This is a genomic window from Collinsella aerofaciens (assembly GCF_025289055.1).
GTDB lineage: Bacteria > Actinomycetota > Coriobacteriia > Coriobacteriales > Coriobacteriaceae > Collinsella.
Map to the genome: position 1 here is coordinate 12,687 of NZ_JAESIQ010000015.1, position 26,529 is coordinate 39,215.

The 26,529-nt window shown below is 60.0% G+C and carries 21 protein-coding genes and 1 tRNA gene; 12 read left to right on the forward strand and 10 right to left on the reverse strand.

Annotated features, from left to right (window positions below):
* Positions 1-265: 265 nt before the first annotated feature.
* Positions 266-484: a helix-turn-helix domain-containing protein gene (locus tag JMJ97_RS09675; protein WP_035136926.1), complete on the reverse strand. Its 219-nt coding sequence runs from the start codon at positions 482-484 to the stop codon at positions 266-268.
* Between the two features lie 76 nt (positions 485-560).
* On the opposite strand from JMJ97_RS09675, the gene JMJ97_RS05700 reads away from it, so the two are divergent.
* Positions 561-950: a hypothetical protein gene (locus JMJ97_RS05700; protein WP_260699473.1), complete on the forward strand. Its 390-nt coding sequence runs from the start codon at positions 561-563 to the stop codon at positions 948-950.
* A gap of 9 nt (positions 951-959) precedes the next feature.
* Here the strand turns inward: JMJ97_RS05700 and JMJ97_RS05705 are convergent, their stop codons facing one another.
* The 4 genes from JMJ97_RS05705 to JMJ97_RS05720 form a co-directional block, all read right to left on the reverse strand.
* On the reverse strand, positions 960-1,343 hold the full coding sequence (locus tag JMJ97_RS05705) for a DUF1648 domain-containing protein (protein ID WP_161116122.1): 384 nt from the start codon (positions 1,341-1,343) through the stop codon (positions 960-962).
* 11 nt (positions 1,344-1,354) lie between these two features.
* Positions 1,355-2,431: a redox-regulated ATPase YchF gene (gene ychF / locus JMJ97_RS05710; RefSeq protein ID WP_035136922.1), complete on the reverse strand. Its 1,077-nt coding sequence runs from the start codon at positions 2,429-2,431 to the stop codon at positions 1,355-1,357.
* Positions 2,432-2,558: 127 nt separating this feature from the next.
* Complete coding sequence (locus tag JMJ97_RS05715) at positions 2,559-3,902, reverse strand: 6-phospho-alpha-glucosidase (RefSeq protein WP_055287031.1); 1,344 nt, start codon at positions 3,900-3,902, stop codon at positions 2,559-2,561.
* Between the two features lie 155 nt (positions 3,903-4,057).
* Positions 4,058-5,692, reverse strand: a complete 1,635-nt coding sequence (locus JMJ97_RS05720; RefSeq protein ID WP_338404618.1) for an alpha-glucoside-specific PTS transporter subunit IIBC — start codon at positions 5,690-5,692, stop codon at positions 4,058-4,060.
* Between the two features lie 333 nt (positions 5,693-6,025).
* Here JMJ97_RS05720 and JMJ97_RS05725 point away from each other — a divergent pair, with 333 nt between their 5' ends.
* From JMJ97_RS05725 to JMJ97_RS05735, 3 genes are all read left to right on the forward strand, one after another.
* Positions 6,026-7,051, forward strand: coding sequence for a zinc-dependent alcohol dehydrogenase family protein (locus JMJ97_RS05725; protein ID WP_152068624.1), 1,026 nt, complete (start codon positions 6,026-6,028; stop codon positions 7,049-7,051).
* A 65-nt stretch (positions 7,052-7,116) separates the two neighbouring features.
* Complete coding sequence (locus tag JMJ97_RS05730; RefSeq protein WP_260699475.1) at positions 7,117-7,557, forward strand: GntR family transcriptional regulator; 441 nt, start codon at positions 7,117-7,119, stop codon at positions 7,555-7,557.
* Entirely contained in the window at positions 7,461-7,871 is a 411-nt protein-coding gene (locus tag JMJ97_RS05735) for a UTRA domain-containing protein (protein ID WP_260699506.1), read from the forward strand. The genes JMJ97_RS05730 and JMJ97_RS05735 overlap by 97 nt, the downstream gene beginning before the upstream one ends.
* 131 nt (positions 7,872-8,002) lie before the next feature.
* Here the strand turns inward: JMJ97_RS05735 and JMJ97_RS05740 are convergent, their stop codons facing one another.
* The 4 genes from JMJ97_RS05740 to JMJ97_RS05755 all read right to left on the reverse strand — a co-directional run bounded on the left by JMJ97_RS05740 (position 8,003) and on the right by JMJ97_RS05755 (position 12,429).
* On the reverse strand, positions 8,003-9,256 hold the full coding sequence (locus JMJ97_RS05740; RefSeq protein WP_260699477.1) for a 4Fe-4S binding protein: 1,254 nt from the start codon (positions 9,254-9,256) through the stop codon (positions 8,003-8,005).
* A 150-nt stretch (positions 9,257-9,406) separates the two neighbouring features.
* Positions 9,407-9,913, reverse strand: a complete 507-nt coding sequence (locus tag JMJ97_RS05745; RefSeq protein ID WP_260699478.1) for an iron-containing alcohol dehydrogenase — start codon at positions 9,911-9,913, stop codon at positions 9,407-9,409.
* Positions 9,914-10,026: 113 nt separating this feature from the next.
* A complete protein-coding gene (locus tag JMJ97_RS05750; RefSeq protein WP_195361396.1) occupies positions 10,027-11,127 on the reverse strand; it encodes a glycerol dehydrogenase in 1,101 nt (366 codons plus the stop codon).
* A gap of 78 nt (positions 11,128-11,205) precedes the next feature.
* Positions 11,206-12,429 (reverse strand): iron-containing alcohol dehydrogenase, encoded by a 1,224-nt coding sequence (locus tag JMJ97_RS05755; protein ID WP_006234677.1) that lies wholly within the window; start codon positions 12,427-12,429, stop codon positions 11,206-11,208.
* A 500-nt stretch (positions 12,430-12,929) separates the two neighbouring features.
* Between JMJ97_RS05755 and JMJ97_RS05760 the strand changes: the two genes are divergently transcribed.
* The 4 genes from JMJ97_RS05760 (at position 12,930) to JMJ97_RS05775 (ending at position 17,649) form a co-directional block, all read left to right on the forward strand.
* Positions 12,930-14,006, forward strand: coding sequence for a hypothetical protein (locus JMJ97_RS05760; RefSeq protein ID WP_260699479.1), 1,077 nt, complete (start codon positions 12,930-12,932; stop codon positions 14,004-14,006).
* Positions 14,006-15,049 carry a hypothetical protein gene (locus JMJ97_RS05765; protein WP_260699480.1) on the forward strand — a complete coding sequence of 348 codons (1,044 nt, stop codon included), beginning with the start codon at positions 14,006-14,008 and terminating at the stop codon, positions 15,047-15,049. The genes JMJ97_RS05760 and JMJ97_RS05765 overlap by 1 nt, the downstream gene beginning before the upstream one ends.
* 45 nt (positions 15,050-15,094) lie before the next feature.
* On the forward strand, positions 15,095-17,272 hold the full coding sequence (locus JMJ97_RS05770) for a MurT ligase domain-containing protein (RefSeq protein WP_260699481.1): 2,178 nt from the start codon (positions 15,095-15,097) through the stop codon (positions 17,270-17,272).
* A gap of 300 nt (positions 17,273-17,572) precedes the next feature.
* A tRNA-Glu gene (locus tag JMJ97_RS05775) sits at positions 17,573-17,649 on the forward strand.
* A gap of 446 nt (positions 17,650-18,095) precedes the next feature.
* Here JMJ97_RS05775 and JMJ97_RS05780 read toward each other — a convergent pair.
* Entirely contained in the window at positions 18,096-20,183 is a 2,088-nt protein-coding gene (locus JMJ97_RS05780) for a glutamine synthetase III family protein (protein ID WP_260699482.1), read from the reverse strand.
* Positions 20,184-20,609: 426 nt separating this feature from the next.
* Here JMJ97_RS05780 and JMJ97_RS05785 point away from each other — a divergent pair, with 426 nt between their 5' ends.
* The 4 genes from JMJ97_RS05785 (at position 20,610) to JMJ97_RS05800 (ending at position 26,311) form a co-directional block, all read left to right on the forward strand.
* A complete protein-coding gene (locus JMJ97_RS05785; protein WP_006234684.1) occupies positions 20,610-21,482 on the forward strand; it encodes a methylenetetrahydrofolate reductase in 873 nt (290 codons plus the stop codon).
* Entirely contained in the window at positions 21,482-22,270 is a 789-nt protein-coding gene (locus JMJ97_RS05790; RefSeq protein WP_138339669.1) for a vitamin B12 dependent-methionine synthase activation domain-containing protein, read from the forward strand. Before JMJ97_RS05785 ends, JMJ97_RS05790 begins: the two co-directional genes overlap by 1 nt.
* Positions 22,271-22,279: 9 nt before the next feature.
* Positions 22,280-24,838, forward strand: a complete 2,559-nt coding sequence (locus tag JMJ97_RS05795) for a homocysteine S-methyltransferase family protein (protein ID WP_260699484.1) — start codon at positions 22,280-22,282, stop codon at positions 24,836-24,838.
* A gap of 108 nt (positions 24,839-24,946) precedes the next feature.
* The gene (locus JMJ97_RS05800) at positions 24,947-26,311 is read left to right on the forward strand and encodes a PFL family protein (RefSeq protein ID WP_260699485.1); all 1,365 of its coding nucleotides are present in this window, start codon (positions 24,947-24,949) and stop codon (positions 26,309-26,311) included.
* The last annotated feature ends 218 nt before the right edge of the window (positions 26,312-26,529 follow it).

Genomic DNA, 26,529 nt, shown 5'->3' on the forward strand with positions numbered 1-26,529 from the left:
CGTGCAAAAATCGGAGTATTCTGCAATTTCTCCGCCGGAGACATAGAATCGGCCGATTGTTAGACGAACTTTTAGGGCGAAGAGGCCGTCTAGTAAATATTTATTCCACATTTTTATTAAGCGTGTGGATTAACTACTGTCAAAAAGGCAAAGCCAGCCGCTCGAGCTACCATCTACGGCCGAACTGGTGCTGAATACTCGCGATTTTGCACATCGCAACCAGGGGGACCCGCCCAAAGAGCGTCAAATACAGCGGGGGAACGCCCTATTCGATACCCTCGAGAAGCTCTGACACCGTCATGCCGAGTGCGGGCGCAATCTTAAATAGAACCTTGAGCGTGAAATTTGCCGTCCCATCTTCGATTCGGTCGAGGTAGGGTCGGCTGATTCCTGTCGCCACACAAAAATCAACCTTGGAGATACCAAGGTCCCTGCGCGTCTCTTCGACCCGCCTGCCAAGAATCTGTTTCGCACGTTCGTCCATGCAGCCGAGTTTGAAATGGAGCCGAACATAAACGTAAACTATAGTTTACGTTTTGCCGAATACACAGGAGTTTTCTATGTCGGGTTCTTCGGTCCACATGTACCGAGCCACGCTTCGCACAAACAGCGCGCCGCCCAAGCTCGTCGTCGTTGAAGCTGAATGCCTTTCGCCCGATGAGCGTACAGCATTTGCATTGCTATCAAGTCGCGTCGCCGCCGTTCTGGTCCCTTGCCCGGCGCAAGGTGAACTTGCTGTTCAATGCCAAACGCACAGCTGCCCGCTCAATCAGGCTGCCGTAATCGCAACCAGCCAACGCGGCCTGCCGCTCCTTTTAGAAGCCGGTATCGCACTTGCCCTTCGCGGCGCCGGATACGAAAACGAGGCCGCCGCCGACATGGTCTTTAAACCACGATCGAGCGGCGGCCTCGCAGCAGCCATTGAATATGCGTGCAGGCTCGTTGCCTAAAAGGACAAGCTAGAAACCAAAGCCAAAGCCCGTTCCAGTAATCGCCGAATACATAAAGTAGACGTTGATTACGTTGAGGAACACGCCCGTGATGCAGCCGTTGCGCAGGTAGCGCTCGCACGCAAGACGTGCCATCACAGCGGAGTCCTCGTTGTTCTTTGCCTGGCGTCCCGCCGTAAAGTACGTCGCCACGCTCAGCAGCAGGTTGAGCACCGGCAGTGCCAGCAACTCGTAGCTCTTGCCCCAGCGCGTCACCTCGCCGGCTGCGTTAAACTTCGTTGCCACCTCGGGACCAATGTTGGGGATCACAAACGCTGCGACCACCAGCGGAATCACCGCAAGCACGAGCAGCGCAATACCCATGTAGCCGGCTTTTTTGCCATATTTAAACATATGCGTCGTCCTTACACGTTAAAGCGGAAGTGCACGACGTCGCCATCGGCCATGACATAGTCCTTGCCCTCAATACGCAGCTTGCCGGCGGCCTTGGCGCCCTGCTCGCCGCCGAGCTCGATGTAGTCGTCGTAGCCAATAACCTCGGCCTTAATAAAGCCGCGTTCAAAATCGGTGTGGATGACGCCGGCGGCCTGCGGGGCGGTCGCGCCCTGACGAACCGTCCAGGCCTTGACCTCCATCTCGCCGGCCGTAAAGAACGACTGCAGGCCAAGCAGCTTGTAGGCGGCCTGCGCGAGCACGTCCAGACCGGGCTGCTCCAGGCCCAGGCTCTCCAGGTAGTCGGCAGCGTCCTCGGGATCGAGCTCGGAAAGCTCGGCCTCGATCTTGGCGCAGATGGGCAGCGGCTTAACACCATCGATGGGCGCCAGATCGTCGTTGAGCATATCCTCGTCCACGTTGGCCACATACAGGATGGGCTTCATAGTGAGCAGGAACAGGCCCTTGGCGGCAGCACGCTCCTCGTCGGTCATCTCCATGGATGCGGCGCGCTTGCCCTCGTTGAGCCAGGCAAGCAGGCGCTTAGCGACCTCGAACTTGGGCATGAGCTCCTTGTCGCGCTTGGCCTCCTTCTCGAGCTTGGGCAGCTGTTTCTCGAGCGTTCCCATATCGGCCAGGATGAGCTCGGTCATGATGGTGTCGGCATCGCCGGCGGGGTCGACGAACTCGCCCGTGCGGCCCACCTCACGCATGACGTTGGGGTCCTTAAAGTAACGCACGACCTCGCAGATGGCATCGGTCTCGCGGATGTTTGCCAAGAACTGATTGCCCAGGCCCTCGCCCTCGTTGGCACCCTTCACCAGGCCAGCGATATCGACGAACTCGACCGTAGCCGGCACAATGCGACCGGGGTTGACGATGTCGGCAAGCTTTTGCAGGCGGCTATCGGGCACATCGACGATACCCACGTTGGGGTCGATCGTGGCAAACGGGTAGTTGGCGGCAAGGCCGGTCTTTTTGGTAAGCGCGGTGAACAGCGTCGACTTGCCCACGTTGGGCAGGCCCACGATACCGATGGAAAGGGACACGACAGCTCCTTTTGGTACAGGTACTTCAAACTTCATAAGTATAGCGCCGCCGCAGCATCCGGGCGAATCCGGACACCGCGGCGGCGCAAATGAAGCAGAGATGCGTAAGAGTTCGAGACAGTAGTCCTTACTTAAGCTCGGGCCAGAAATCCTTGTTGGCCTCGATGAGCTCGTCCAGGATCTGCTTAGCAACGCTCGCCGAAGGAATGGTCTTGGAGAGCGTAAGTGCCTGCCAGAGCTTCTGGTAGCTGCCCTCGACCCAAGCCTGGACAACGAGCTTCTCGACGGAAACCTGCTGCTCCATCAGGCCCTTCTGGAACTGCGGAATCGGGCCCTGGCAGATCTTCTCAAAGCCGTTGGAACCGACGATGCAAGGCACCTCGACCATGGCCGTCGGGTCGAAGTTGGGCACAGCGCCATCGTTGGGGACGATCAGCAGGAAGCGCTCGAGCGTGTTCTCGGCCAGTGCGCAGGCAAGGTCGACGATGTAGTTGGCATGTACATCCGGCTCAAAGCCGCCGTCCTTGGCAGTACCCTTGGCGATGATGTCGCGGCAAGCGCCAAAGACCTTCTTCTCGCGGCCATCCATAACCTCATTGGCGCGAGTGTAGTTGGGGTCAGACGTCTCGACGACATAGTCCGGGTACAGGTAATACTTGAGGTAGGTATTGGGAATCGTCTCGGGATCGACAGCATAGACATCCTTGGCCTTGCCGAAGGTGTGAATCCAGCTCTCCTCGACATGCTGCTCCTTACCGGCCTCGTGCTCGATGCCGTCCAGGTAGCCGTTCTTAGCCATGTGCTCCTTAATCTGCGGCATGAGGTCGTTGCCCTCCTTGTCGTAGATTTTGCTCCACCAACCAAAGTGGTTGAGGCCGTAGTAGCTATACTGCAGCTCGCGACGATCCTTGATGCCGCACATACGGCTCATCTTATCCATAAGGTCAATCGGCATGTCGCAGATGTTGATGATGCGGCTGTTGGGGCGCAGCACGCGGCAGGCCTCGGCAACAATAGCTGCGGGGTTGGAGTAGTTGAGCATCCAGGCGTTGGGGCTGTACTTCTCCATGTAGTCGAGGATCTCGATGACGCCGCCGATGGAGCGCATGCCGTAGGCGATACCGCCGGCACCGCAGGTCTCTTGGCCAACGCAGCCGTACTTGAGAGGAATCTTCTCGTCGAGCTCGCGCATAGCGTACAGGCCAACGCGGATGTGAGCGAGGACGAAGTCAGTACCGGTAAAAGCGGTCTCGGGGTCGGTGGTGTAGTTGAACTCAACCTCGGGAGCGTTCTCGTGGAAGTAGATCTCGCAGGCCTTGGCAACGATCTCCTGGCGCTCGGCGTTGTTGTCATAGAAGGTCACCTTGTTGACCGGGAAGCGATCGCGCTCCTCAAGCAGCATCAGGGCGATGCCCGGAGTAAAGGTGGAGCCACCGCCGGCAATGGTCACGGCATAGTTTTTCTTGGACATGATGTCCTCCTCATTCTGGCCGCTTGCTCAATCCATCCCCGTACGCGGCCTGCACGGTTTGGAATTGTTACCTAGAAGTGGAGTTTTTTATCTCTAGAATCGGCCTTGCGGTGCATACCGGCTCTGCAAGGCCGATTGTTTCGATGGACGATGGTTTACAGAAGAGTCTCGAACTTCAGAAGACTCTCGAACTTCTCGCGAACCTGCGGGACGCTAAGGCCGACGATGACCTGGATTGACTGACCTTGGACCACCAAGCCATGCGTACCGATCGCCTTGAAGGAAGCCTCGGGTGCAACGACGCTCTTGTCCTTGACGTTAACGCGCAGACGGGTAGCGCAGTTCGTTACATCGATGATGTTATCCGTGCCACCGAGCAGATCGAGGATGTTCTCGGCAAGCACCAAGCGCTCATCATCTTTACTCTGGGCGGCCGATTTGCCAGCAGCAGCACCGCCCTGCTTTTGCTTGTAGTCGGCCTTGGACTTGAGCTCGACCTCAACATCGTCATCCTCGCGACCGGGGGTCTTAAAGTCGAACTTGACGATCAGGAAACGGAAGACCACAACCCAAAGAGCGGTAAAGCACAGACCGACAAGGATGGAGATGGCGTACTGCAGACCGTGTGCGGCCCAAAGGGGCAGCCAGTCCCACGAGAGCATCGAGATGATGCCGCCGTCGAAGATACCCACGACGCCAAGGAGGTTTTGAGCCATGCAGCCAAGCGCTCCGAGCACGCAGTGGACGACGAACAGGCCGGGCGCGATGAACAGGAAGGTGAAGTCAAGCGGCTCGGTGATACCGCAAAGCATAGCGGTAAGGGTGACCGGGATCAGCAGAGCCTTGACGCGCTGCTTGCGCTCGGGTTTGGCGGTCATATAAAACGCAATGGCGACGCCAAGCGAGCCGAAGACCTTAGTCCAACCAGGGCAGGTATAGGCAGCCCAGGGTGCGGCATCCTTAAGAGCAATGCTCGGATCGGCAGCCAGTTGGGGCAGGATGTTGGCCCAAGCAGCAAAGATGCCGCCGTTGACCGCCGCGTTGTCGTAATAGAACGGCGTATAGATAAAGTGGTGCAGGCCTGTAGGGATCAGCACGCGCTCGAAGAAAGCAAAGACACCCACGCCAAACGTACCGGCGGAAAGGATGAATCCCTGGAAGGCGGAGATAGCAGCCTGAACATGCGGCCACACCAGGCAGGCGATAAGAGCGACCGGAACCATAACGAAGAAACCGATCATATAGATGAACACGGAACCCGAGAACACGCCCAACCACTCGGGGAGCTCGGTGTCGAAGAACTTGTTATGCAGCATCGTGGCGATACCAGAGATAATGAGCGCGCCCATGATGCCCATGTCAAGCGTTTTGATGCTTGCGATAGTGGCAAGACCAGTACCGCTGCCCGCCTCGACAGAATAGTCGACACCAAAGACAGGGCCCCACTGCCCCAAGATTGTGCTTACAAAGTAGTTGAAGGTAAGGTAGATGGCCAAAGCCTCCATGCAGCAGCGAGCGTTCTGCTTGTTCGCGAGCGAGATTGGCAACGCTACGCAAAACAGCAACGGCATCTGGTTAAAGAGCGTCCAACCACCCTGGAGCAGCACATTCCAGCAATCAAACCAAAGATGGCCCGCAGTGGCCATCTCGCCAAAGATCGCCTCGGTGGTAAACAACGTACCCAGGCCGACGACGATTCCGGAAAATGCGAAAAGAATTGCAGGCGTGTACATTGCACCGCCGAAACGTTGTATCTTTTGCATCATGACGGGGAATCCCCCTCTCTTCATTCGGAGCGACTGCGGTTTTGGCTTCACTCGAGACCGCAGACGCGCCGTTTGCGTGTACCTCGTGCAATAGGACGGGTGGGCCCGCTTCCCTGACTTCTTGCGCTTCTATTTTTATCATATCACTTATCTAGACAAGTTAGCATAAATACTACGGTCGGTAAACGGTTGATTATTGGCCGTAAACGGTATATGTCCAGTATTTCGCCTGTTAAATCTGACATAGCTGATGGCTGCATTATAAATTTCTTTTCTACTTGTCTAGATGTGCTTGTCTATATCTATAGACATACCTATACTTCATTACAACATCCACCGCCACGTTAAGGAGTCACCATGAAAAGCGCGGTCTTCTATGGAAAGCACGATCTCAGGGTCGAGGATTCGACAAAACCGACCGTGGGCAAGCGTGACGTTCTGATCAACGTCAAAGCTTGCGGCGTCTGCGGTACCGACGTTCATATCTATGAAGGCGACAAGGGTGCAGCCGACGTTACCCCGCCCACGATCCTTGGTCATGAGTTTGCGGGCGTTGTCGAGGCCGTGGGCAGCGATGTCACCGGCTTTAAACCGGGCGATCGCGTGTGCATCGACCCAAACCATCCCTGCGGCTGCTGCGAACCCTGCCGCGACGGAATCAACCACTACTGCGAGCATATGACCGGTTACGGCACCACCGTTAACGGCGGCTTTGCCGAGTACTGCTCCGTCGATATGCAGCAAGTCTACAAGTTGGGCGATCACACCAGCTTCGAGCAGGGCGCCATGACCGAGCCCGTCGCCTGCTGCCTGCACGGCATCGATATGTGCAACATCAAGCCCGGCAGCACAGTTGTCGTTATCGGCGGTGGCATGATCGGTCTGCTCATGATGCAGCTTGCTAAAAACGCCGGCGCCACCAAGGTTGTCTTGCTCGAGCCCGTCGAAGGCAAGCGCGAGGTTGCGCTCAAACTCGGCGCCGACCTGGCAATTGATTCCATCCACGAAGACGTCCCGGCCCGCCTGAAGCAGGAGGGCGTCGGCAACGTCGATGTCGTTATCGAGTGTGTTGGCAAGCCCGTCACCATCGAGCAGGCCATCCAGATCGCCGGCCACAAGGCTACGGTCATGATGTTCGGCCTCACCAAGCCCGATGAGACAATCACCGTCAAGCCCTTCGAGGTCTTCCAGAAGGAGCTTGTGCTTACTTCGTCCTACATTAACCCTTATACGCAGCGTCGTGCGCTCGAGCTCATCGACTCTGGCAGGCTCGACGTATCCTCGATGGTCGCAAAGGTAGCCTCCCTCGACGAACTCGGCGCCATCCTGTCAGACCCAGCTCTGCGTGCCATGGGTAAATATATAATCGACCCCAGCAAGTAAATCGATCGACACCTGCGCGAGCGGTCCTCATCCACCGCTCGCGCTCTCAGCTCTAGGAGACCGTCGTGGCGCGAGCCATCTTCCAAACTATTTATGACAACGTGAAGCAGTCGATTGACGACGGCACATACGCCTATCAGAGTTATCTGCCTTCGGAGACTGAGCTCACGCAGCTGTTTGACTGTTCACGCATGACGGTCCGTCGCGCCATCTCGATGCTTGCGGCAGATGGCTACGTGCTCCCCCAGCAAGGCAAAGGCATGCGCGTCATTCGCAACATCAGTGACGAGACGAATCGTGGTGGCGGCGGACTCGAGACCTTTAAGGAAATCGCAGCCAGCCGAGGCTTTGAGCTCAAAACGGTTACCATGTCTTTGAGCTCCTCGTCTGCAACAAGGCGCTCTCCAAGATTACGGGGTTTCCTGAAGGCTGTGAGCTCACGCGTGCCAAACGCATCCGTTATGCAGACGGACGGGCCGTGTGCTCCGACGACTCCTATTACCTAAGCTCACAGGTACCGGAGCTGACACCCGAGATTGTCAACGACTCGATCTATCGTTACCTCGAAGAAGACCTTGGCATTAAGATTGCCACGGGCAAACGCGATGTAACGATTGAGCATCCCACGCCCGAGGATGCACGCGTGCTCGATCTCGATGACTTTAACGCACTCGCCGTTGTACGCGGGCAGACCTACAACGCCGACGGTATCCTTATGGAATACACCGAGACAAAGCAGGTTCCCAGCTTCTTTTTACTCCACGAAACGGTCACCCGCCGCAATAACGGCAGCGAGACCCATCAGAGCAGTATGAGCTAACCATCTATTAGTTGCGGTGGAATAGTTCCTAGAATGGCCAGCTTAAGGGCAAAACAGGAACCATTCCACCGCAACTTTTTTGGCCGGCGGGGCAGCACCTGTCCCACCGGCCATCATGTACGCTCTTTTAGCTAGTCCGCGAGCTTCTCCACCTGGTCGAGCATCTTGTCCAGCTTGGCCTTTGCCTCGGCCTTGACCTTCTCAGCTTCTTCGTGAGCCTTGGCCTTCTGGGCAGCCTTTTCCTCGGCTTCGGGATCGACGACGACCAGATTGGACGCGTCATGCTCAACCAACTTGAGCGCATGCTCGGGGCACACCTTGACGCAGGCACCGCAGCCCAAGCAATACGTGGACTCCAGCGCAAAGCGACCGCTTCCCACCAGATCACAGGCAAACGTGGGGCACACGTTGACGCACTCGCCGCACGACGTGCACTTGTCAAAATCGCACTCCGGCGTGCTCACCTGCATGTTCTGGGCAAGCTCGGGATGGTTCTGCAGTGTCGAGAGCACCAGCTGCCGCCCGTGCGTGAGCGAACGGCGACGCTTGGTCGTCGTGGTGCCGCACATGGTGTTGAGCGTGCGCTCCAGCTGGGTAATCTGATGGCGATGGGCTTTGAGCTTTTGCGTCACCGAGGCCAGTGCCGCCGTCGCCGGATTGAGCTTGGTCACCGTCAGGCCCGTGGTACGGGCAATCTTTTCCATGTACTCCTTGCGCTCGTACTCGCGAAGCTTATGGCACTTGAGGCTCTTGGGGTCGACCTCCAGGCCCATACCCGTGCCGGACCACTCCTCGGCCTTCGCAATCGCCTCGCCCAGAATGTCCTCACCGCCGGTGTTGCGGCATTTATCGCACACGCCCAACGGCAGATACACACTCACGTTGGGATAGTCGGCCAGTACCGAAAACCAAGTCTCTGCCGTAATATCGCCCACGCAGGCGACGACGACCTCGTTCTCGCGCGGCATGCGCTTAAGGGCACGCGTACAGGTAACGTAGGCGGTCTCGTGGCTCGTAGCAGCAGAGACGATATCGTCATACAGGTTTTTAGGCGCCAGGCGCGGCGAGATGATCGCCTCGGTCGGGCAGGCAGCGGCGCACAGACCGCACTTGCGGCAGGAGTCGAGGATCTCGATGGCGTCTTCCTCGACCTCGATAGCGTTGACCGGGCACACGTCCATGCACGCGGTGCAGCCGCTCTTTTCGTTTTTGCAGGTCAGGCACGGAATGGTATTGCCGCGCGGGCGTTCCTTGTAGTCGGCAGGATTCCACTGCGGCGCCGACGGATCGAGTGCATCGGTCACGCCGCCAAGCGGATTTTTAAGAAAGTCGAAACCCTTGCTGATCTCGATAATGTCATCAAACAGATCGTGTTCCTGCGCCATGCGCGGCCCCTCCCTGAGCAGTGCAAACAAGCAAGAGATAATGATACGCCATCGGCTCACGCCTCGGGCAAATTACACGCGGCGCATCTTTGCGGCAAATAGCCTATGCCTATCGCCGCCTCGATTGCACAAGGTCAATCAAGCGCCAAGCTATGCCTCGCACATGAGCTGCACGAGCTTTTGTTTGGTCACCTTGGCCTGCTCGTTGGCCATGTTGCGCTCGTTTCTAAAGACCGCATTTGCAACACCCTGCAGGTCGCCATCGGAAATCACGCTGCACGGACCGTCCATCGACGCCGCCGTGGGGCATACGCACAACGGCAACTCGGCATAAAACGCAACGGCCTTGGCGATATCGAGCATCTTGCCGCCGCCAATACCCACCACCATGTCGCAATACTCGGCCTGGGCTTCCTTAGCCATTTCGACAACGGCGTCTTCCGTGCACGGACCGTCATAAATCTTAAAGAACGGCTCACTTAGGTCTTCGTCCAGAAATCCATCGACGATCTGCTTGCACAGCCGATCCTCGGTGCCCTGGTCAAACAAGACATAGGCAGCGCAGCCCAACCATGACAAATACCTGCCCTGGCGCGAAAGCTCCCCCGGCCCCTGAACATACCGGCCGGGACCGCCGTAAACCATAGGAAGCGCCATACGAGAATCCACCCTTCATCAAACAACGATTGGTGCAAAGTAACCTGGCCCCTTTGCACCATAGCAAAAAGGGGCAAAGCCATCTGCTGGCTTTGCCCCTTCCTTAGCTTGATTTACTCATCCATGAGATAGTAGTGGCCCAGTGCGTCTGCACCCAGGATGGCGTTTGCGACCATCTCGGGCGTCACCTCAAAGGGCATGTTGCACATGGTGTCCTCGGGCGCGCAAGCGGCCTCGGCAACAATCATGGCCTGCTCGCGCGTAAGCTCGGCAACGCCAAGTTCCTTCATCGTGACCGGCAGGCCCAGCTCAATGCAGAAGCCCAAGACTTCCTCGAGCTTCTCGGTCGGGGCATCCTCAAGTACCAGCTGGACGATAGTGCCAAAGGCGACCTTCTCGCCGTGATACATGCTGTGGCACTCGGGCAGCATCGTCAGGCCATTGTGGATGGCATGAGCAGCAGCAAGGCCCGAGCTCTCAAAGCCAATGCCCGAAAGCAGCGTATTGGCCTCGATGATGTGCTCGACGGCAGGCGTGAGCGCACCCTTCTCCAGCGCAACCTTGGCCTTGACGCCATCGGCCATAAGAGTCTCGTAGCAGAGCTTGGCGAGCGCCAGACCAGCCATGCCGCCCTTGCCGCCAGCGCAGGTGCCGCCGTCGGCATCGTGCGTCGCCTGGGCCTCGAAGTAGGTTGCGAGCGCATCGCCCATACCGGAAACCGTCAGGCGCACCGGGCTCGCCGCGATAACCGTCGTATCCATAAGGACGATATTGGGGTTTGCCTTAAGGAAGAGGTATTTGTCGAACTGGCCGTCATCGGTATAGAGCACCGAAAGCGCCGAACACGGGGCATCGGTCGAAGCAATGGTGGGGCAAATGATAACCGGGGACTCCAGGTAATAGGCGACGGCCTTCGCGGTGTCGAGGATCTTGCCGCCACCGACGCCGACGATGATGTCGCAACCGTTGTCGCGAGCGAGCGCAACCAGGCGATCGACCTCGCCCTTGGAGCACTCGCCGTTAAAGTCCTCAAACAGCAGCTCGGCCTTAGCCTCGGCAAAGCCGCCCTCGATCTTGGCACCGACGCGCTTCTTGCCCGAAGGCGTCACGATGACGAGGGCCTTAGCGCCGAGCGGCTCGACATAGGAGCCGAGCTTGGCGAGCTCGTCCGGACCCTGGATGTACTTGCTGGGGCTATTGAAAATTGCAGCCATAACTATCCCATTCTCTAAAAAAGAAAGGGGCTCCGTACGGATACGTGCGGAGCCCCTCGTTACGATAACAAGAGTCGATTAGAAATCGATGTCGGTGTCGTAGTAGCAGGCCTTGAGGATCTTCTCGAAGTCGGCAGCCTTGGTCTCACGCGGGTTCTCGGGCGTGCAGGCGTCCTGCTCGGCGTTCGCGGCGATCTCGGGCAGCTTGGCGAGGAACTCCTCCTCGGAAACCATCTGCGGGTTCTCGGCGTCGACCTTCACGCCACCATTCGCGTAATCCTTGATGGACTGCGGAATGTTGAGCTGGTCGTTGAGGTCGCGGATCTTCTGGACGAGCGCAGCGATGAGCTCCTCGTTGGTCTCGCCGGGAAGGTGCAGGATCTCCTTGGCCACGTAAGCGTAACGCTCGGCAGCACGGGGATCCTTGGAGTTCCACTGGATGACCTTGCCCAGGTACATGGCGTTAGCGGCACCGTGGATGATGTGGCCGTTCTCGAAGGCAGCACCGGTCTTGTGAGCCATGGAGTGAACGATGCCGAGCAGGCCCGAGGAGAAGGCGATACCGGCGATGCACTGAGCCTCGTGCATGTGCTGACGGGCCTCATGGTCGCCAGCATAGGACTTGGGCAGCCACTCGACGATCTCGCGGATGCCGTGCAGAGCGTTGGCGTCGGTGAACATAGAGGCGCAGGTGGAAACGTAGGCCTCCATGCAGTGGGTCAGAGCATCCATGCCGGTGTGAGCGCACAGCTTGGCGGGCATGGTGTAGGTGAGCTCGGGGTCGACGATGGCGACATCAGGGGTGATGTTGAAGTCGGCCAGCGGGTACTTGATGCCCTTGGCGTAGTCGGTAATGACGGAGAACGCGGTGACCTCGGTAGCGGTGCCGGAGGTAGAGGAGATGGCGCAGAAATGAGCCTTCTGGCGCAGCTCAGGGAAGCTGAACGGCTGGATGATGTTATCGAAGGACTCCTCGGGATACTCGTAGAAGACCCACATGGCCTTAGCGGCATCGATGGGCGAGCCGCCACCGATGGCGATAATCCAGTCGGGCTCGAACTCGCGCATGGCCTCGGCGCCCTTCATGACCGTCTCGATGGACGGGTCGGACTCGACGCCCTCGAACAGCTTGACCTCGAAGCCGCCTTCCTTAAGGTCGTTCTCGACGTCCTGCAGGAACCCGCCGCGGCGCATAGAGCTGCCGCCAGAAACGATGATGGCCTTCTTGCCCTTGAGGTTCTTCACCTCGTGGCGAGCGCCCTCACCAAAGTACAGATCGCGAGGATTGGTAAAACGTCCCATACTGTGCCTCCTAAACAAGCCCCTCTTAGACTTGCGTATATAACGGAGCACCCAATTGGCTCCGTTAGGACCGGTTTGCGCGTTGCCGGCGATGACAATGCGCGATGTCTAAACGTCTCAACGCTCAGACAAACACTATTTTACCGTTCTGGTTGGTCAGTTATTCACCTAAAGCCGCCAATGATGAAACGTTTTTTCTATCCCTGAAGACCCTTGTGCGGCATTCATACTCCCAAGCTGGGCAAACGTTTTATCAAGGTTGACTACATATCCTGGGCAGGACTGTGCCCCTCCAAAATATGCACCGTTTGCCGCCAAAAATCGACCGTTTGCGGCACCGTGATACCACTCAGTCGTCCAAGGTGCCGACATTTGTGTGACATCCGTCTTCGTGGTGCAAAGGTGCACGTCCAAGTGCGGCACCCCCGGTGTGCCACATGCGGGTAAACTAGAACCTTATATAGAGACATTTGAACCCTAACCGCAGCAAAGGAGGCCCCATGGCATTCGATCCCATTCAAGAGGATTGCCATCGCCTCGTTCTTGAGGCCTTGCGCCGCGACAATATCCCGCTCACCGACGCTGCCGCCGTAGAGCGCCTGATGGAACAATTCACCCGCAACCCCGCACCACTCATCGTGCACGACCGCGACCGCGCCGGGCACCTCATTGCCAAGGTGGTCGAGGCTGTCGACTACCGCATTCCCTTTATCCCTGACGATACCCAGGCAGAGCAGGAAGAGGCAGCTGCCGAGAACATGCTCCGCGAGGCGGCCGCACTCGATCCGGCCAACTGGGACGCCCAGCGCATGCTGACGGCGCTCACCGCCGAATCCAACGAGGAATACGTACAGTACCTGGTGTCCAAGTGCGATGAAGTCGAGCATGACCTGGCGCTCAAGATCGCCTCGGCGCAGGACCCCTACGAGCGTGAGGCCACAGGCGACCTTACACGCCGCCCCTATCTGCGCTGGCTTGCCGCCTTGGCATCGCGCGCGCTCATTAGCGGACGCTACCGCATGTCGCTCGAAGCCGCGAATCGCAGCTTGGACTTTGTGCCCAACGACCCCGCTGGTGTCCGCCACACCGCGATGCTCGCCATGGCAAAGCTCGAATACCCCGCCGAGGAGCTCAAGCGCTTTCGCTCCGCTCACTCCGTGCCGTACCTCGCGAATACCCCGCTGCGCCGCCGCCCCAAAGATGCGGAGCGCGACTTGGACCCGTGGACGCTCATCGCACTGATGAGCGCAGCCTGGCGCGAGCTGGACTACGAGGGCGCCGAGCACTACCTGCGTATCCTTGCGCGCTCGTGTCCGCACGCGGCCGAGGCGCTCTACTTCCAAACCGAGTTTCCCGATGGCGTCTATGCCCGCGTCAACGTGGGCGCAGGCTCCACCGACGAGCTCGTCCTTGCACTGTCCGAGGCGACGCCGGTACTGCAGGAGGGCCTGGGCGCTCCCGACAACGCCAGCTTTGCCGCCTGGGTCGCCACCAACGACATCGTGCGTTCCCAGATCGACGAGCGCATCCTGCGCGCAGCCGAGCAGGGGCTTCCATTTAAGGGAGGGGACCTCTAATGGATCCGAGCGTCTACATCCCCGCCTACTTGGAGCGCACCTATCTGGCGTCGCACCCCGAGCTCACCGATGCAGCACGCGAGCTTGTCCATAACGACATTAGTGCGAATCCCCAAAAGTACGCGCAGTCCGAGCATGCCCAGGCGCTGCTGTCCTATGCCGGTGTTCATCGCCATCTGCTCGACGAGCTCCATCGCATCGAGGACATGGGCAGCGACGAGGAGTTTGAACAGACGCGCAACCGCCTGTTCGACGATATGCGCGATGAGCTGCTCAAGATCGTCCGCATCGATGCGTATGTCCTCGATGCCCAGCTGCTCGCCATCATTTTGGCGGACACGCCCGTTGACGCCTGCCTGGGCGACCTGATGAAGCTCGAGGCGACCACGGCCGATTACCTGCAGCAAAGCGTGCCCGGGTTCGACATGGAGGCCCCGCACTACTGGGCCAATAATGTTTTGGCCGACGGTGTCACCGCAGCAGACCTTACCGTGAGCGAGCCGGCTCTTATCGGGTGGCTCCACACGCTCGAGGCCATCTCGCAGCTGTGCATGGCGAGCGCCCGCTACCGTGCTGCCGCCAACTACGCCCGCCGTGTTCTTAAGGCAGCAGGCTATCCCACCCGAGCTGCAGGCACCGTGCTACTCGCCCTCGCTCGCTTGGAAGACGAGGACGGCTTTTTTGCCCTGGCCCACCAGCTCGAGGAGCAGATGGGAGCCGATGCACTCGAGAACTCCCCCTGGTACCTGCTCGCCCGCACGATCTTGCTGTTCAAAACGAACAAGATGCGCCCGGCGACACGCGCGCTGCGTGAGTTTGCCAACCGCTGCGAGGGCGGCGCGTTCTTTTTGCTGAACCCCATGTATCAGACGCCGTACCTTCCCTGCCGACCCGAGCCGCGCGACCCCTGGGACCTCTCGCACCAGGCGGTTTGGGAAGCGGACGGCATTATCTCGGACACTCCCGACTTTGCCCCCTGGGCCAATGCCTGCGAAGACGTGTCGCAGCTTGCCCAGGAATTTGCGCGCCGTTACGGCTTTTAACAGCGCAAACGCCACGACCATGTCATTCACGTTAGGAACGGCTTCATGAATCTCCGCTCATCTCTTGCCTGCACCTCGAGCGATATCGCCCGCTGGGGGCTGCGCTCCGTCCTTAAGCGCCAGGGCGGCGTACTCCCCGGCCGCATCGCCATGAAGATCGACCCCGAGCTGCTGAGCGACCTCGCCGGCCTTGTCGACCGCAGCGTGGTGATCACCGGCACCAACGGTAAGACCACCACCTCCAACCTCATCGCCGACGCCGTTGCCGCCAGCGGCGCCACCGTGGTATGCAACCGCGCCGGCAACAACATGGAGCCGGGCGTGGTGGGCGCACTGCTCGAGGCGCGCAGCGGCCTCAAGCGAGCCGGCGGCGGCAAGCGCGTGGGCGTTTTTGAATGCGATGAGCTCTACACTGTGCGCGTCCTGCCCAAGCTCAAGCCGACGTACTTCGTGCTGCTCAACCTGTTCCGCGACCAGCTAGACCGCTACGGCGAGATCGACCATACCCAAGACGTCATTGCCCATGCGTTGGAGCTCTCTCCGGCAACAACGCTCATCTACAACGCAGACGACCCGCTGTGTGCCGCGATCGCCGCACGCGTTCCCAATGCAAGCATCGCCTTTGGCATCGACGGCGCCACCAACACCGAGTCCGACCGTATTAGCGACTCGCGCTTTTGCTCGCAGTGCAACGCCCCGTTGGAGTACGACTATGTGCAGTATGGTCAACTCGGCGCCTACCATTGCCCCTCGTGCGGTTGGGCACGCCCCGCACTGGTCCGCCGTGTGACGGGCGTGGAGCTCGGCTGCGACGGCTACGGCTTTGACCTGGTCTTTGGATCTGCGCCCGACGCGGCTGCCGTACACATCGCCACACGCTACAACGGTCTGTACATGGTCTATAACGTTGCCGCTGCATTCTTTGCCGCACATGAATTAGGCGTGGATACGGCGCACCTGCAGCCCACGCTCGATGCCTATGTGCCCGCCGGTGGTCGTATGGGGCGCTGGGATATCGCCGGCCGCACTGTCGAGGCCAACCTGGCTAAGAACCCCGTGGGCTTCGATCGACAAATCCAGTCCATCAAGACGGCAGGCGGCAGACTCTGCGCTTTCTTCCTCAACGACAACGATGCCGACGGCCACGATGTATCGTGGATCTACGACGTCGACTTCGAGCGCATCGCCGATACCCCAGGGCTTGTCGCCTTTGCCGGCGGCACGCGTGCACACGATATGCAGGTACGTCTGAAGTACGCCGGCATCGATGCCGCGATTATCTCGGACGTCGCGCAGGCAATTGGCGCCGTGGCAGACGAGGCCGCCGATGACACCTTCTACGCCGTCGCCAACTACACGGCCTTCCCGCCGCTGGTCAAAGAACTCGATGGGCTGAAAGGCGCTGCCGCCGACGCTGTTGCCGGGCGCGCCGTAGCCCGTGCCGACGGCAGCGCTCTTCCTGTCGGCATCGTACCAGTCGAGCTTTCGCGCCCGCTGCGCATCGTCTACCTGTATCCCGATGCCCTTAACCTCTATGGCGACGGCGGCAATGTTATCGCGCTCGAGCGCCGCTGCGCTTGGCGCGGCATTCCCGTGCGCGTGGACGAGGTCCGTATGGGCGAAACGCTTGATTTGACCGATGCCGATATCGTCATGATGGGCGGTGGCTCCGACCGCGACCAGCTGGCGGTCGCACATGAACTGCTCGCTCAAAAAGACAAGGTCGCATCCTATGTTGAGGATGGCGGTTCGTTGCTCGCCATCTGCGGCAGCTATCAGCTGCTCGGCCGTTCGTACTATATGGGTGAGAATCGCATTGAGGGTCTGGGGGTCATTGCCGCCGAAACCGTACGCGGCTCCGACCGCCTGATCGGCAACGTAGCCGTCAAAACCGATCTGGCACCCGAGCCCTTTGTGGGATTCGAGAATCACGGTGGCCGCACCCTGCTCGATGCAGAGGCCACGCCACTCGGAACGTCCGTCGTCACGGGCACCGGCAACAACGGCGACGATGGCCTTGAGGGTCTGATCTACAAGGGCGTCATCGGCACGTACCTGCACGGGCCGGCGCTGCCCAAGAACCCCGAACTCGCCGACTGGCTGATCGCGCACGCCCTCGAGCGCCGCGGCGATGCGCAGGCCACGGCCCTGCTGCCGCTCAAAACCCTCGACGACACCTACGAGCACGCCGCCCACGACGCCGCCATGAAGCTCCTCCCCTAACGCCCCAACCACCACAAAGGGGACAGGCACCTTTGTGGTGGTTTTGACCCATCCCAGCGGTTTGTCTCAATCTGTAACATCTAGACCGTTAAAAGTCGTCTTACTGTTACAGAATGAGATGTTCGTCCCGACGTCTGCCTTTTGTCTCGATCTGTAACAGATAGAGCCAATTTGCCCGCCCAGATGTTACAGATTGAGATGTTTGAAGATCGGGATAGAGAGCCAGCTCCTATGTGGTGGTTTTCCAGTTTGCCAACGATATACGCGCCGGCAAAAAAGTCTGCTATACTCTTTCCCGCTGTCCCCATCGTCTAGCGGCCAAGGACGCCACCCTTTCAAGGTGGATATCGCGGGTTCGAATCCCGCTGGGGGCACCACAGAATCTGAGAAGCCCGTTACCAATTCGGTAGCGGGCTTTTTGCTACCGATATACCAGGATTCGAACCCGACAGGGTGCGGATCACGGCATCATCGCAAAGCCGGTGGGCAAAAAATAGCAAATATGAGTACTGTTACCATTTTAGTAACAGCGATTTCATGCCTTTAGAAGTCGATTTGGACGTCAGGCGTCCTACGGCGGAAGAATTGCAGACGTTTATCGGCTAAGTACTTGTACATATGTTGCGTAACACTACATATTTTGCAAATAAATAATGCTACAGGACTTGTGACAGTACTCATATTTGACGTTTTTTGTCCACAACCCTTTATACCTAGGCAAGTCGGCGGCAAAACGGACTTCAAAGCGCCCTTCGCAAACAAAAACCGGGGCCCGCATGATGCGGACCCCGGCTCAATACCGTGACGATATGTCAGTTACGCTCTACACGTAGAACAGGATGTCGTCGTAGGTCGGGACCGGCCAGTAGTCGGCGGCCACGATCTCCTCCATGGCATCCACGGCGGCGCGCAGCGTATCCATAGCGGGAACGACCTCGTGCGCGTACACGTTGGCCTGCTCCTGACCATCGAGGCCCTCGGCCTTCTGATGCACGGCGTCGAGCGCCTTGATGGAGTCGTTGATGGTGGTGATACCGTTGCAGAGCTTGTTGAGCGTGTTCTGCTCGCACTGCATGGCGGCCTCGGCGCCGGCGGCACGAATAGTCTCAAGGCCCTTAGCGACCTTGGTGGCATAGGCGGTAATGACCGGGCGATAGGTACGACGCGCCTCGCGAACCATCGTGGTAGCCTCGATGTTCATGAGCTTGTTGTACTTCTCGAGCTTGCAGTCGTAGCGGCACTGAGCCTCGGCCTTGGTCAGGACACCCGTCTCCTCGAAGAGCGCGATAGCCTTATCGGAAACAAAGGCGGGCAGGGCATCGGCCGTGGTCTTGTTGTTGGCAAGGCCTCGCTTCTCGGCCTCAATGGGCCACTCGTCGGAGTAACCGTCGCCGGAGAACAGGATGCGCTGGTGATCGGTCAACACCTTCTTGCAGTACTCGAGCGCGGCATCCTGGAACTCATCCTCGGGCGTACCCTCAAGCGCGTCGGCGAAGGACTTGAGCGACTTGGCCACGGCGGCATCGAGCACCAGGTTGGAGTCGGAGACGTTCTGCTCGGAGCCGCAGGCACGGAACTCGAACTTGTTGCCGGTGAAGGCGAACGGGGAGGTGCGGTTGCGGTCGGTGTTGTCCTGCATCAGCTTGGGCAGGGTATCGGCGCCCAAGTCGAGCACGCCGCGCGTGGCATGGACGGAAGCCTTGCCATCGATGATCTTCTCGACGACCTCGGTAAGCTGGTCGCCCAGGAAGATGGACATAATCGCCGGAGGAGCCTCGTTGGCGCCCAGACGATGGTCGTTACCGGCCGAGGCAACGGAGGCACGCAGGAGCTCCTGATAGTTATCGACGGCCTCGATCACCGCGGTGAGGAAGACGATGAACTGCAGGTTGTCGAGCGGAGTGTCGCCCGGATCGAGCAGATTCTCGGACTCGGTGCCAAGCGACCAGTTGTTGTGCTTGCCCGAGCCGTTGATGCCCTCAAAGGGCTTCTCGTGCAGCAGGCAGACCAAGTCGTGGCGGGAGGCGATGAGCTTCATCTTCTCCATCATGACCAGATTCTGGTCGATGGCCTCGTTGACCTCGCCATAGACCGGTGCGAGCTCATGCTGGCAGGGAGCGACCTCGTTGTGCTTGGTCTTGGCGGGAATGCCGAGCGCCCACAGCTCATCGTCCAAGTCCTTCATGTAGGCCGAGACGGTGGGGCGGATAGCGCCAAAGTAGTGCTCCTCGAGCTCCTGGCCCTTGCATGGAGCAGCACCAAAGAGGGTGCGGCCGGTGATGACCAGGTCCTTGCGCTTGCGGTAGGCGTCCTTCTTGATCAGGAAGTACTCCTGCTCGTCGCCCACGGAAGGAACGACCTTCTTGGGGGTCTTGCCAAACAGCGCCAAAACACGCTTGGACTCACGCGAGAGCGCGGTCATGGAGCGCAGCAGCGGGGTCTTCTTGTCCAGGGCCTCGCCCGTGTAGGAGCAGAAAGCCGTGGGGATGCACAGGACGTCGTCCTTGATAAAGGCGGGGCTAGTGGGATCCCAAGCGGTGTAGCCACGGGCCTCGAAGGTGGCGCGCAGGCCGCCGTTGGGGAAGCTGGAGGCATCGGGCTCGCCCTGGATGAGGTTCTTGCCCGTAAACTTGGTAATGGCGGTGCCGTCGTGGTTGGGCTCCAGGAAGCTGTCGTGCTTCTCGGAAGTAATGCCCGAAAGCGGCTGGAACCAGTGCGCATAGTGCGTCGCACCCTTGGAGATGGCCCAGACCTTCATGGCATGGGCAACGGCGTTGGCCACATCCAGGTCGAGCGGCTCACCGCCCTCGAGGGTTGCAGCAAGGCGCTTCCAAATGTCCTTGGGGAGGTAGTCCTTCATGACTTCCTCAGAGAACACCATGGTCCCGAAGCGGTCAGTAAGTTCGGCCATACGGAACTCCCTTCGTATCGGCACCGCGTGAGAAGCGGTGTTGATTACTAACGAACGAGTCATAGCTTAGACTCGCCGTGTTTCCGCGACATTACCGTTATGTTGCTGTCGCGAAACCAATCAATGAGGTTACCCTATCGAGGCGGCGTTGCCACCCTCAACAGCCAATCAACTGCATAAATTGCAGACCTCTCTCCATGGTTTAAGGGTAGTCAATTTGGGATGGAGCTCTATTAACTGGTATTTTGCATCAGATACCAGTCTTTATAGTCCGTGCCTAGATTAGCCGCTCTGTTATAGAGAAAGCCGATAGCAAGGCATCTTTGATTGGTATCCTCAAATAGCGAGTGAAACTCCACCGTGGCACAGTGGTGCTGTAGAATCCTTACAACACATCACACTATTACGTATCTAGAGGAGCACGATATGCGCGTCGACGAGGTTTTTAAGCAGGCAGCATCCCAGGGCACCGCGCCCATTTCGTTTGAGATGTTCCCGCCCAAGGGCGAGCTGACCCTCGACACGGCTCGCGAAGTAGCAGGCAATCTGTGCAAGCTTTCGCCGAGCTTTGTCTCGGTCACCTGCTCGGCCGGCGGCTCGGGCAACGGTGCCGCCACCGCCCCCATCGCGCATATGATTACGAGCGAATTCGATACACCCTCGGTGGCACACCTTACCTGCGTGGGCCGCTCGCACGCCGATATCGCCGCCAAGATCGACGAGTATCGCACCGCCGGCGTGGAAAACATCCTGGCCCTGCGTGGCGATCTCCCTGCCGGCGCAACCGAGGACGACAAGCCCGCCTCGGACTACGCCTACGCCCGCGACCTCATCCCCGAGCTCGTCGACGCCGGCTTTTGCGTGGGCGCCGCAGCCTACCCCGAGGGCCACATTGCCTGTGAGGATCTCAACCTCTCGGTCGAACACCTCAAGCAAAAACAGGACGCCGGCGCGAGCTTCTTTGTGACACAGCTCTTCTTTGATAACGAGTGCTTCTACCGTTTTCGCGAGCTTGCCGACAAGGCCGGCATCACCGTGCCCATTACCGCGGGCATCATGCCGTTTATGGGCAAGTCGCAGATCAGCCGCATGGTCTTTATGTGCGGCGCGTCGCTGCCCTCCCCCGTCATCAAGATTCTCGCCAAGTACGAGAACGACCCCGAGAGCCTGCAGGCAGCCGGTGTAGATTATGCCGCCCGCCAGCTTTGCGACCTCAAGGAGCACGGCGCCGACGGCCTGCACCTGTACACTATGAACCGTCCTGCGATCGCCGCGACCATTATGGAGCGCCTGGGGTAATGGAAAAACCGCACATCGATACAACCGCTGTCGAAGTGCCGGCCGACCTTGCGTCGCCGGCGCTTTACCGTGTCGATGCTGCGCACCATCCCCGTGTCGACCGTGCCGAGATGCTGCGGTATCTGGGTTACGGCGGCCAGCAGATTGAACCCGAGCTGTCACGACGTATTGAGCTTGTGGTCGAGCGTCTGGAACTTGACATTGAGCCCCGTGGCGTGCGCCGCGTGTTTGCCGTCGATGCCACGGGCGTGGACGAACAAAGTGAGCCTTGCATTCACTTGGTCGGCACCAACGTTGAGCTGCGAGGTCGCGATATCTATCGACATCTCAAAGATGCCCGCTTTGCCGCGCTCATGGCATGCACCCTCGGCATGGACGCCGAGCGTCGCCTGCGCACCACGGGAGCCCAACATCCCCTGGAGGGCGCCGTGCTCGACGCCGCGTGCTCCGCTTACGTGGAAGCCGCCGTTGAGCAAATGGACCAGCAGGTCAAGACGGACGCCGCCGCACACGGACTCGCCGGCAACTGGCGCTTTAGTCCCGGCTACGGCGACTGCCCGCTCTCGGCCCAGCGCTCGATCGTCAATGCGCTCAACGCCACGCGGCTCATCGGCCTGACCGTCACACCCACCAGCCTGCTCATGCCCACCAAAAGCGTGACCGCGGTGATCGGTCTGTTTGACGGCGAGGTCCACGACGCCCAGACCCGCCCCACCTGCAATATCTGCCGCATGCGCGAGAGCTGTCGCTTCCGCGCCGCCCACACCACCTGCTATTCCAGCCATTAGGAGCCCCCGATGTTTACTCCGCTTATCACTCATGATTCTGACGGCACTGCATTGGCGGCACCCGTTGATGCCGCACGTCGCAACGGTGCCACGTACAAGACGCGCACGATCGACGATCTGCGCATTAAGGACGATCGCCTGCGTGCGGCCATCGAGGGCACGGGACACCTGCTGTTCGACGGCGGCATGGGCACCATGTTGCAGGCCGCTGGCATGAAGGCGGGCGCCTTGCCCGAGCTGCTCAACTTTGATGAGCCCCAGGTTATCACCGATATCCAACGTCAATATGTCGAGGCCGGCTGCGACGTGATCACCGCCAACACCTTTGGCGCCAATGCCCACAAGCTCGACGGCGCCGCCACCGTGGCAGATGTCTTTGCCGCCGCTGTCGCCTGCGCCCGCGCGGCTGGTGCCCGCTACGTCGCCGGTGACATCGGCCCCATCGGCGCACTGCTTCGTCCCTTAGGCACCCTCAGCTTCGACGAGGCCTATGACCTCTTTGCCGAGGAAGTGCGCGCCGGCGTCGCCGCGGGCGTGGACCTCTTTATTATCGAGACCATGACCGACCTGGCCGAGATCAAGGCGGCGGTCCTCGCCTGCCGCGAGAACTCCGACCTGCCCGTCTTTGCCACCATGACCTTTGAGGAAGACGGCCGTACCTTCCTGGGCACGAGTCCCGAGGTCGCCGCCATCACGCTCGACGCCATCGGTGCCGACGTTTTGGGCATCAACTGCAGTCAAGGACCGGCCGAGCTCCGAGAACTCGCCGCACGTATGCTCACCGTTACCGACAAGCCCGTTATGGTGCAGGCCAATGCAGGACTCCCCCATGTGGACGACGACGGCAACACCGTCTTTGATATCCAGGCCCCCGAATACGCCGAGGCCGTCGCCGGCATGATCGCCGACGGCGTGAGCGTCGTGGGCGGTTGCTGCGGAACCACGCCGGCGCACATGGCGGCCTTGCGCACGCTTATCGACAACCACACGCCCAGCCCGCGCCACCGCAAGCCCAGCATGTCGGTCACAAGCGCCCAGACCGTGGTGGACCTTCCCTGCGACGGCCACAAGATCGCCGTCATCGGCGAGCGCATCAACCCCACCGGCAAAAAGCGCCTGCAGCAGGCCCTGCGCGACGGCGATCTGGACTACGTCGTGAGCCAGGGCATCAGCCAGCAGGAACAGGGCGCCGATATCCTGGACGTCAACGTCGGCCTGCCCGAGATCGACGAGGTCAAGATCATCCAACAGGCGACCGAACAGCTCCAGGGCTCCACGCTGTTGCCGCTGCAGATCGACTCCACCGATCCCGCCGCTGTCGAGGCCGCCGTGCGCCGCTACGCCGGCAAGCCCATCATCAACTCGGTCAATGGCAAGCAGCAGATCATGGATGAGATCTTTCCGCTGGTCGCCCACTACGGCACCAACGTTGTCGGCCTTACGCTCGACGAAGGCGGCATCCCCGATACCGCCGAGGCTCGCTTCGCCATCGCCGAGTACATCGTGGCCGAGGCTGCCCGTTACGGCATCGGACCGGACCGCGTCCTCATCGACTGCCTGGTCATGACCGCCTCGACCAACCAGCGCCAGGCCGAGCAGATCCTGCGCGCCATGTCCCTGTGCAAGGAGCGCCTGGGCGTCAAATGTGCGCTCGGCGTGTCGAACATCAGCTTTGGCCTGCCTGCCCGCCCGCTGCTGGGCTCGGTCTTTTTGGCTGCCGCCTTCGGCGCGGGCCTGGACGCCCCCATCATGAACCCGGGTTCCAAGCGCTTTATGGATACCGTCTACAGCTATCGCGTGTTGAGCGTTGAGGACGAGGGCTCGACCGGATACATCGAGCGCTATGCCGGCTGGACCGATCCGTACAAGATCGCCGCCAACCCGGCAGCTGCTCAGGCAGTATCGACCGACGCTGTGCCCGCTGCTGGCACCGCCGGCACCGACGGCAACGACGACCCGATTCGTCGCATGGTCGTCTCGGGCCGCAAAGGCGAGATCGCTGCCGAGACCGAGCGTCTGCTGGCAGACCACGACGCCATGGACCTCATCAACAATCACTTTATCCCCGCCCTCGACGAGGTTGGCGTCCTCTTTGACCGGGGCAAGTTCTTCCTGCCGCAGCTCATGGCCTCGGCCGAGGCCGCGCGCGTGGGCTTCGACACCATCAAGCGCCTGATGCCCGCCGGCGAGATCGCCGACAAGGGCAAGATCTGCGTGGCCACCGTCAAGGGCGACATCCACGATATTGGCAAGAACATCGTCAAAATGCTGCTCGACAACTACGGCTACACCGTCTTTGACCTGGGCCGCGACGTCGATCCGCAGGAGGTACTCAAGACCGTCAAGGAGCGCGACATCAAACTCGTCGGCCTCTCAGCGCTTATGACTACCACGGTCGTCGCCATGGAAGAGACCATCAAGCTGCTTCATGCCGAGGTGCCGGGCGTCAAGATCATCGTAGGCGGCGCCGTACTCACCCCCGAATACGCCAAGCAGATCGGTGCGGACTACTACGCCAAGGACGCCGCCGAAAGCGCTCGTATCGCCGAAGAGGTCTTTGGGCAGTAACACAACGGAAACAACCGAGCACCAAAACGCGCCGCATGCGCCACTTGGCACGTGCGGCACGTTAGAATAGATAAGACTATGCTCGTTTTGGCAGATAGGAGCGCAAGGATGGCGATCACGCCCGCAGAAATCGCGGAAACCCGCGGCATGGTTAAGGAGCAGAACCTCGACATCAGGACCATCACCATGGGTGTTTCGCTCATGGGTTGCGGTGACGAGAACCTCGACCGCATGTGCACGAAGATCTACGACCACGTGACGCACACGGCTGAGCATCTGGTCGAGACCGCCGAGAACCTCGAGCGCGAGTACGGTATCCCCATCGTCAACAAGCGTGTTTCCGTCACCCCGGTGGCGCAGATCGCCGCGTGCTGCAAGGATGAGGACCTCACCCCCATCGCGCATGCCCTCGACCGCGCGGCCGAGACGCTCGGCATCGATTACCTGGGCGGCTTCTCCGCACTCGTCCAGAAGGGCATCGGCGACGCCGACCGCCGCGTCATCCAGTCCATCCCGCAGGCGCTCGCCACCACGAGCCGCGTCTGCTCCAGCGTCAACGTCGCCAGCCTGCGCGCCGGTATCAACATGGATGCCGTGCTCATGGCCGCCCAGACCATCATCGATGCCGCTAAACTCACGGCCGACCAGGATTCCGTTGGCGCGTCCAAGTTTGTCTGCTTTGCCAATATGGTCGAGGACTCCCCGTTTATGGCGGGCGCCGTCCACGGCGGTGGCGAGGCCGACGCCGTCATCAACGTAGGCGTCTCGGGCCCCGGCGTTATGGCCGCAGCCCTGGAGACGCTGCCCGATTCCGCATCGATGATGGAGGTCGCCGAGAAGATTAAGCAGACCGCCTTTAAGATCACCCGTGCCGGCGAGCTCATGAGCCGTGAGGCAGCCCGCCGTCTGGGTGTCGAGAAAGGCATTGTCGACCTGTCGCTGGCTCCCACACCCGCCATCGGCGACTCCGTCGCGCGCATCCTCGAGATTATCGGCGTGGGCACCTGCGGTGGCCCGGGCACGACCTGTGCGCTCGCCATGCTCAACGATGCCGTCAAGAAGGGCGGCGTCATGGCCAGCTCCAGCGTGGGCGGTCTCTCCGGCGCCTTTATCCCCGTGTCCGAGGACGCCGGCATGATCGCCGCCGTCGAAGCCGGCGCGCTTTCGCTCGAGAAGCTCGAGGCCATGACCTGTGTGTGCTCCGTCGGCCTGGACATGATCGCCATCCCCGGCGACACCCCGGTCGAGACCATCGCCGGCATCATCGCCGACGAGATGGCCATCGGCGTCATCAACAACAAGACCACGGCCGTCCGCGTGATTCCCGCCATTGGCAAGGGCGTGGGCGACTGCGTCGAGTACGGCGGCCTGTTTGGCCGTGCGCCCATCATGCCGGTGAACCCCAACGCCGGCACCGTGCTTGCCCACCGCGGCGGACGCTTCCCGGCGCCGCTGAACTCGCTGAAGAACTAGCTGAGGGGTTCGGGCGAGGAGCCCCGGGGAGGGCAAATATATAAGGTCGCCTGCTCGGACAGTCCTGACTCGCACGGAGAGCACATTAAGTGCTCTCCGGCTCGTGCGGAACTCGCGATCGACCTTATATATTTGCCCTCCCCGGGGCTCCCGCACAACGGGACCTCAGTTGAGTTCTATCCCGTATGGCAGTCGCTTCGCTCCTGCCCGCCTTGGTT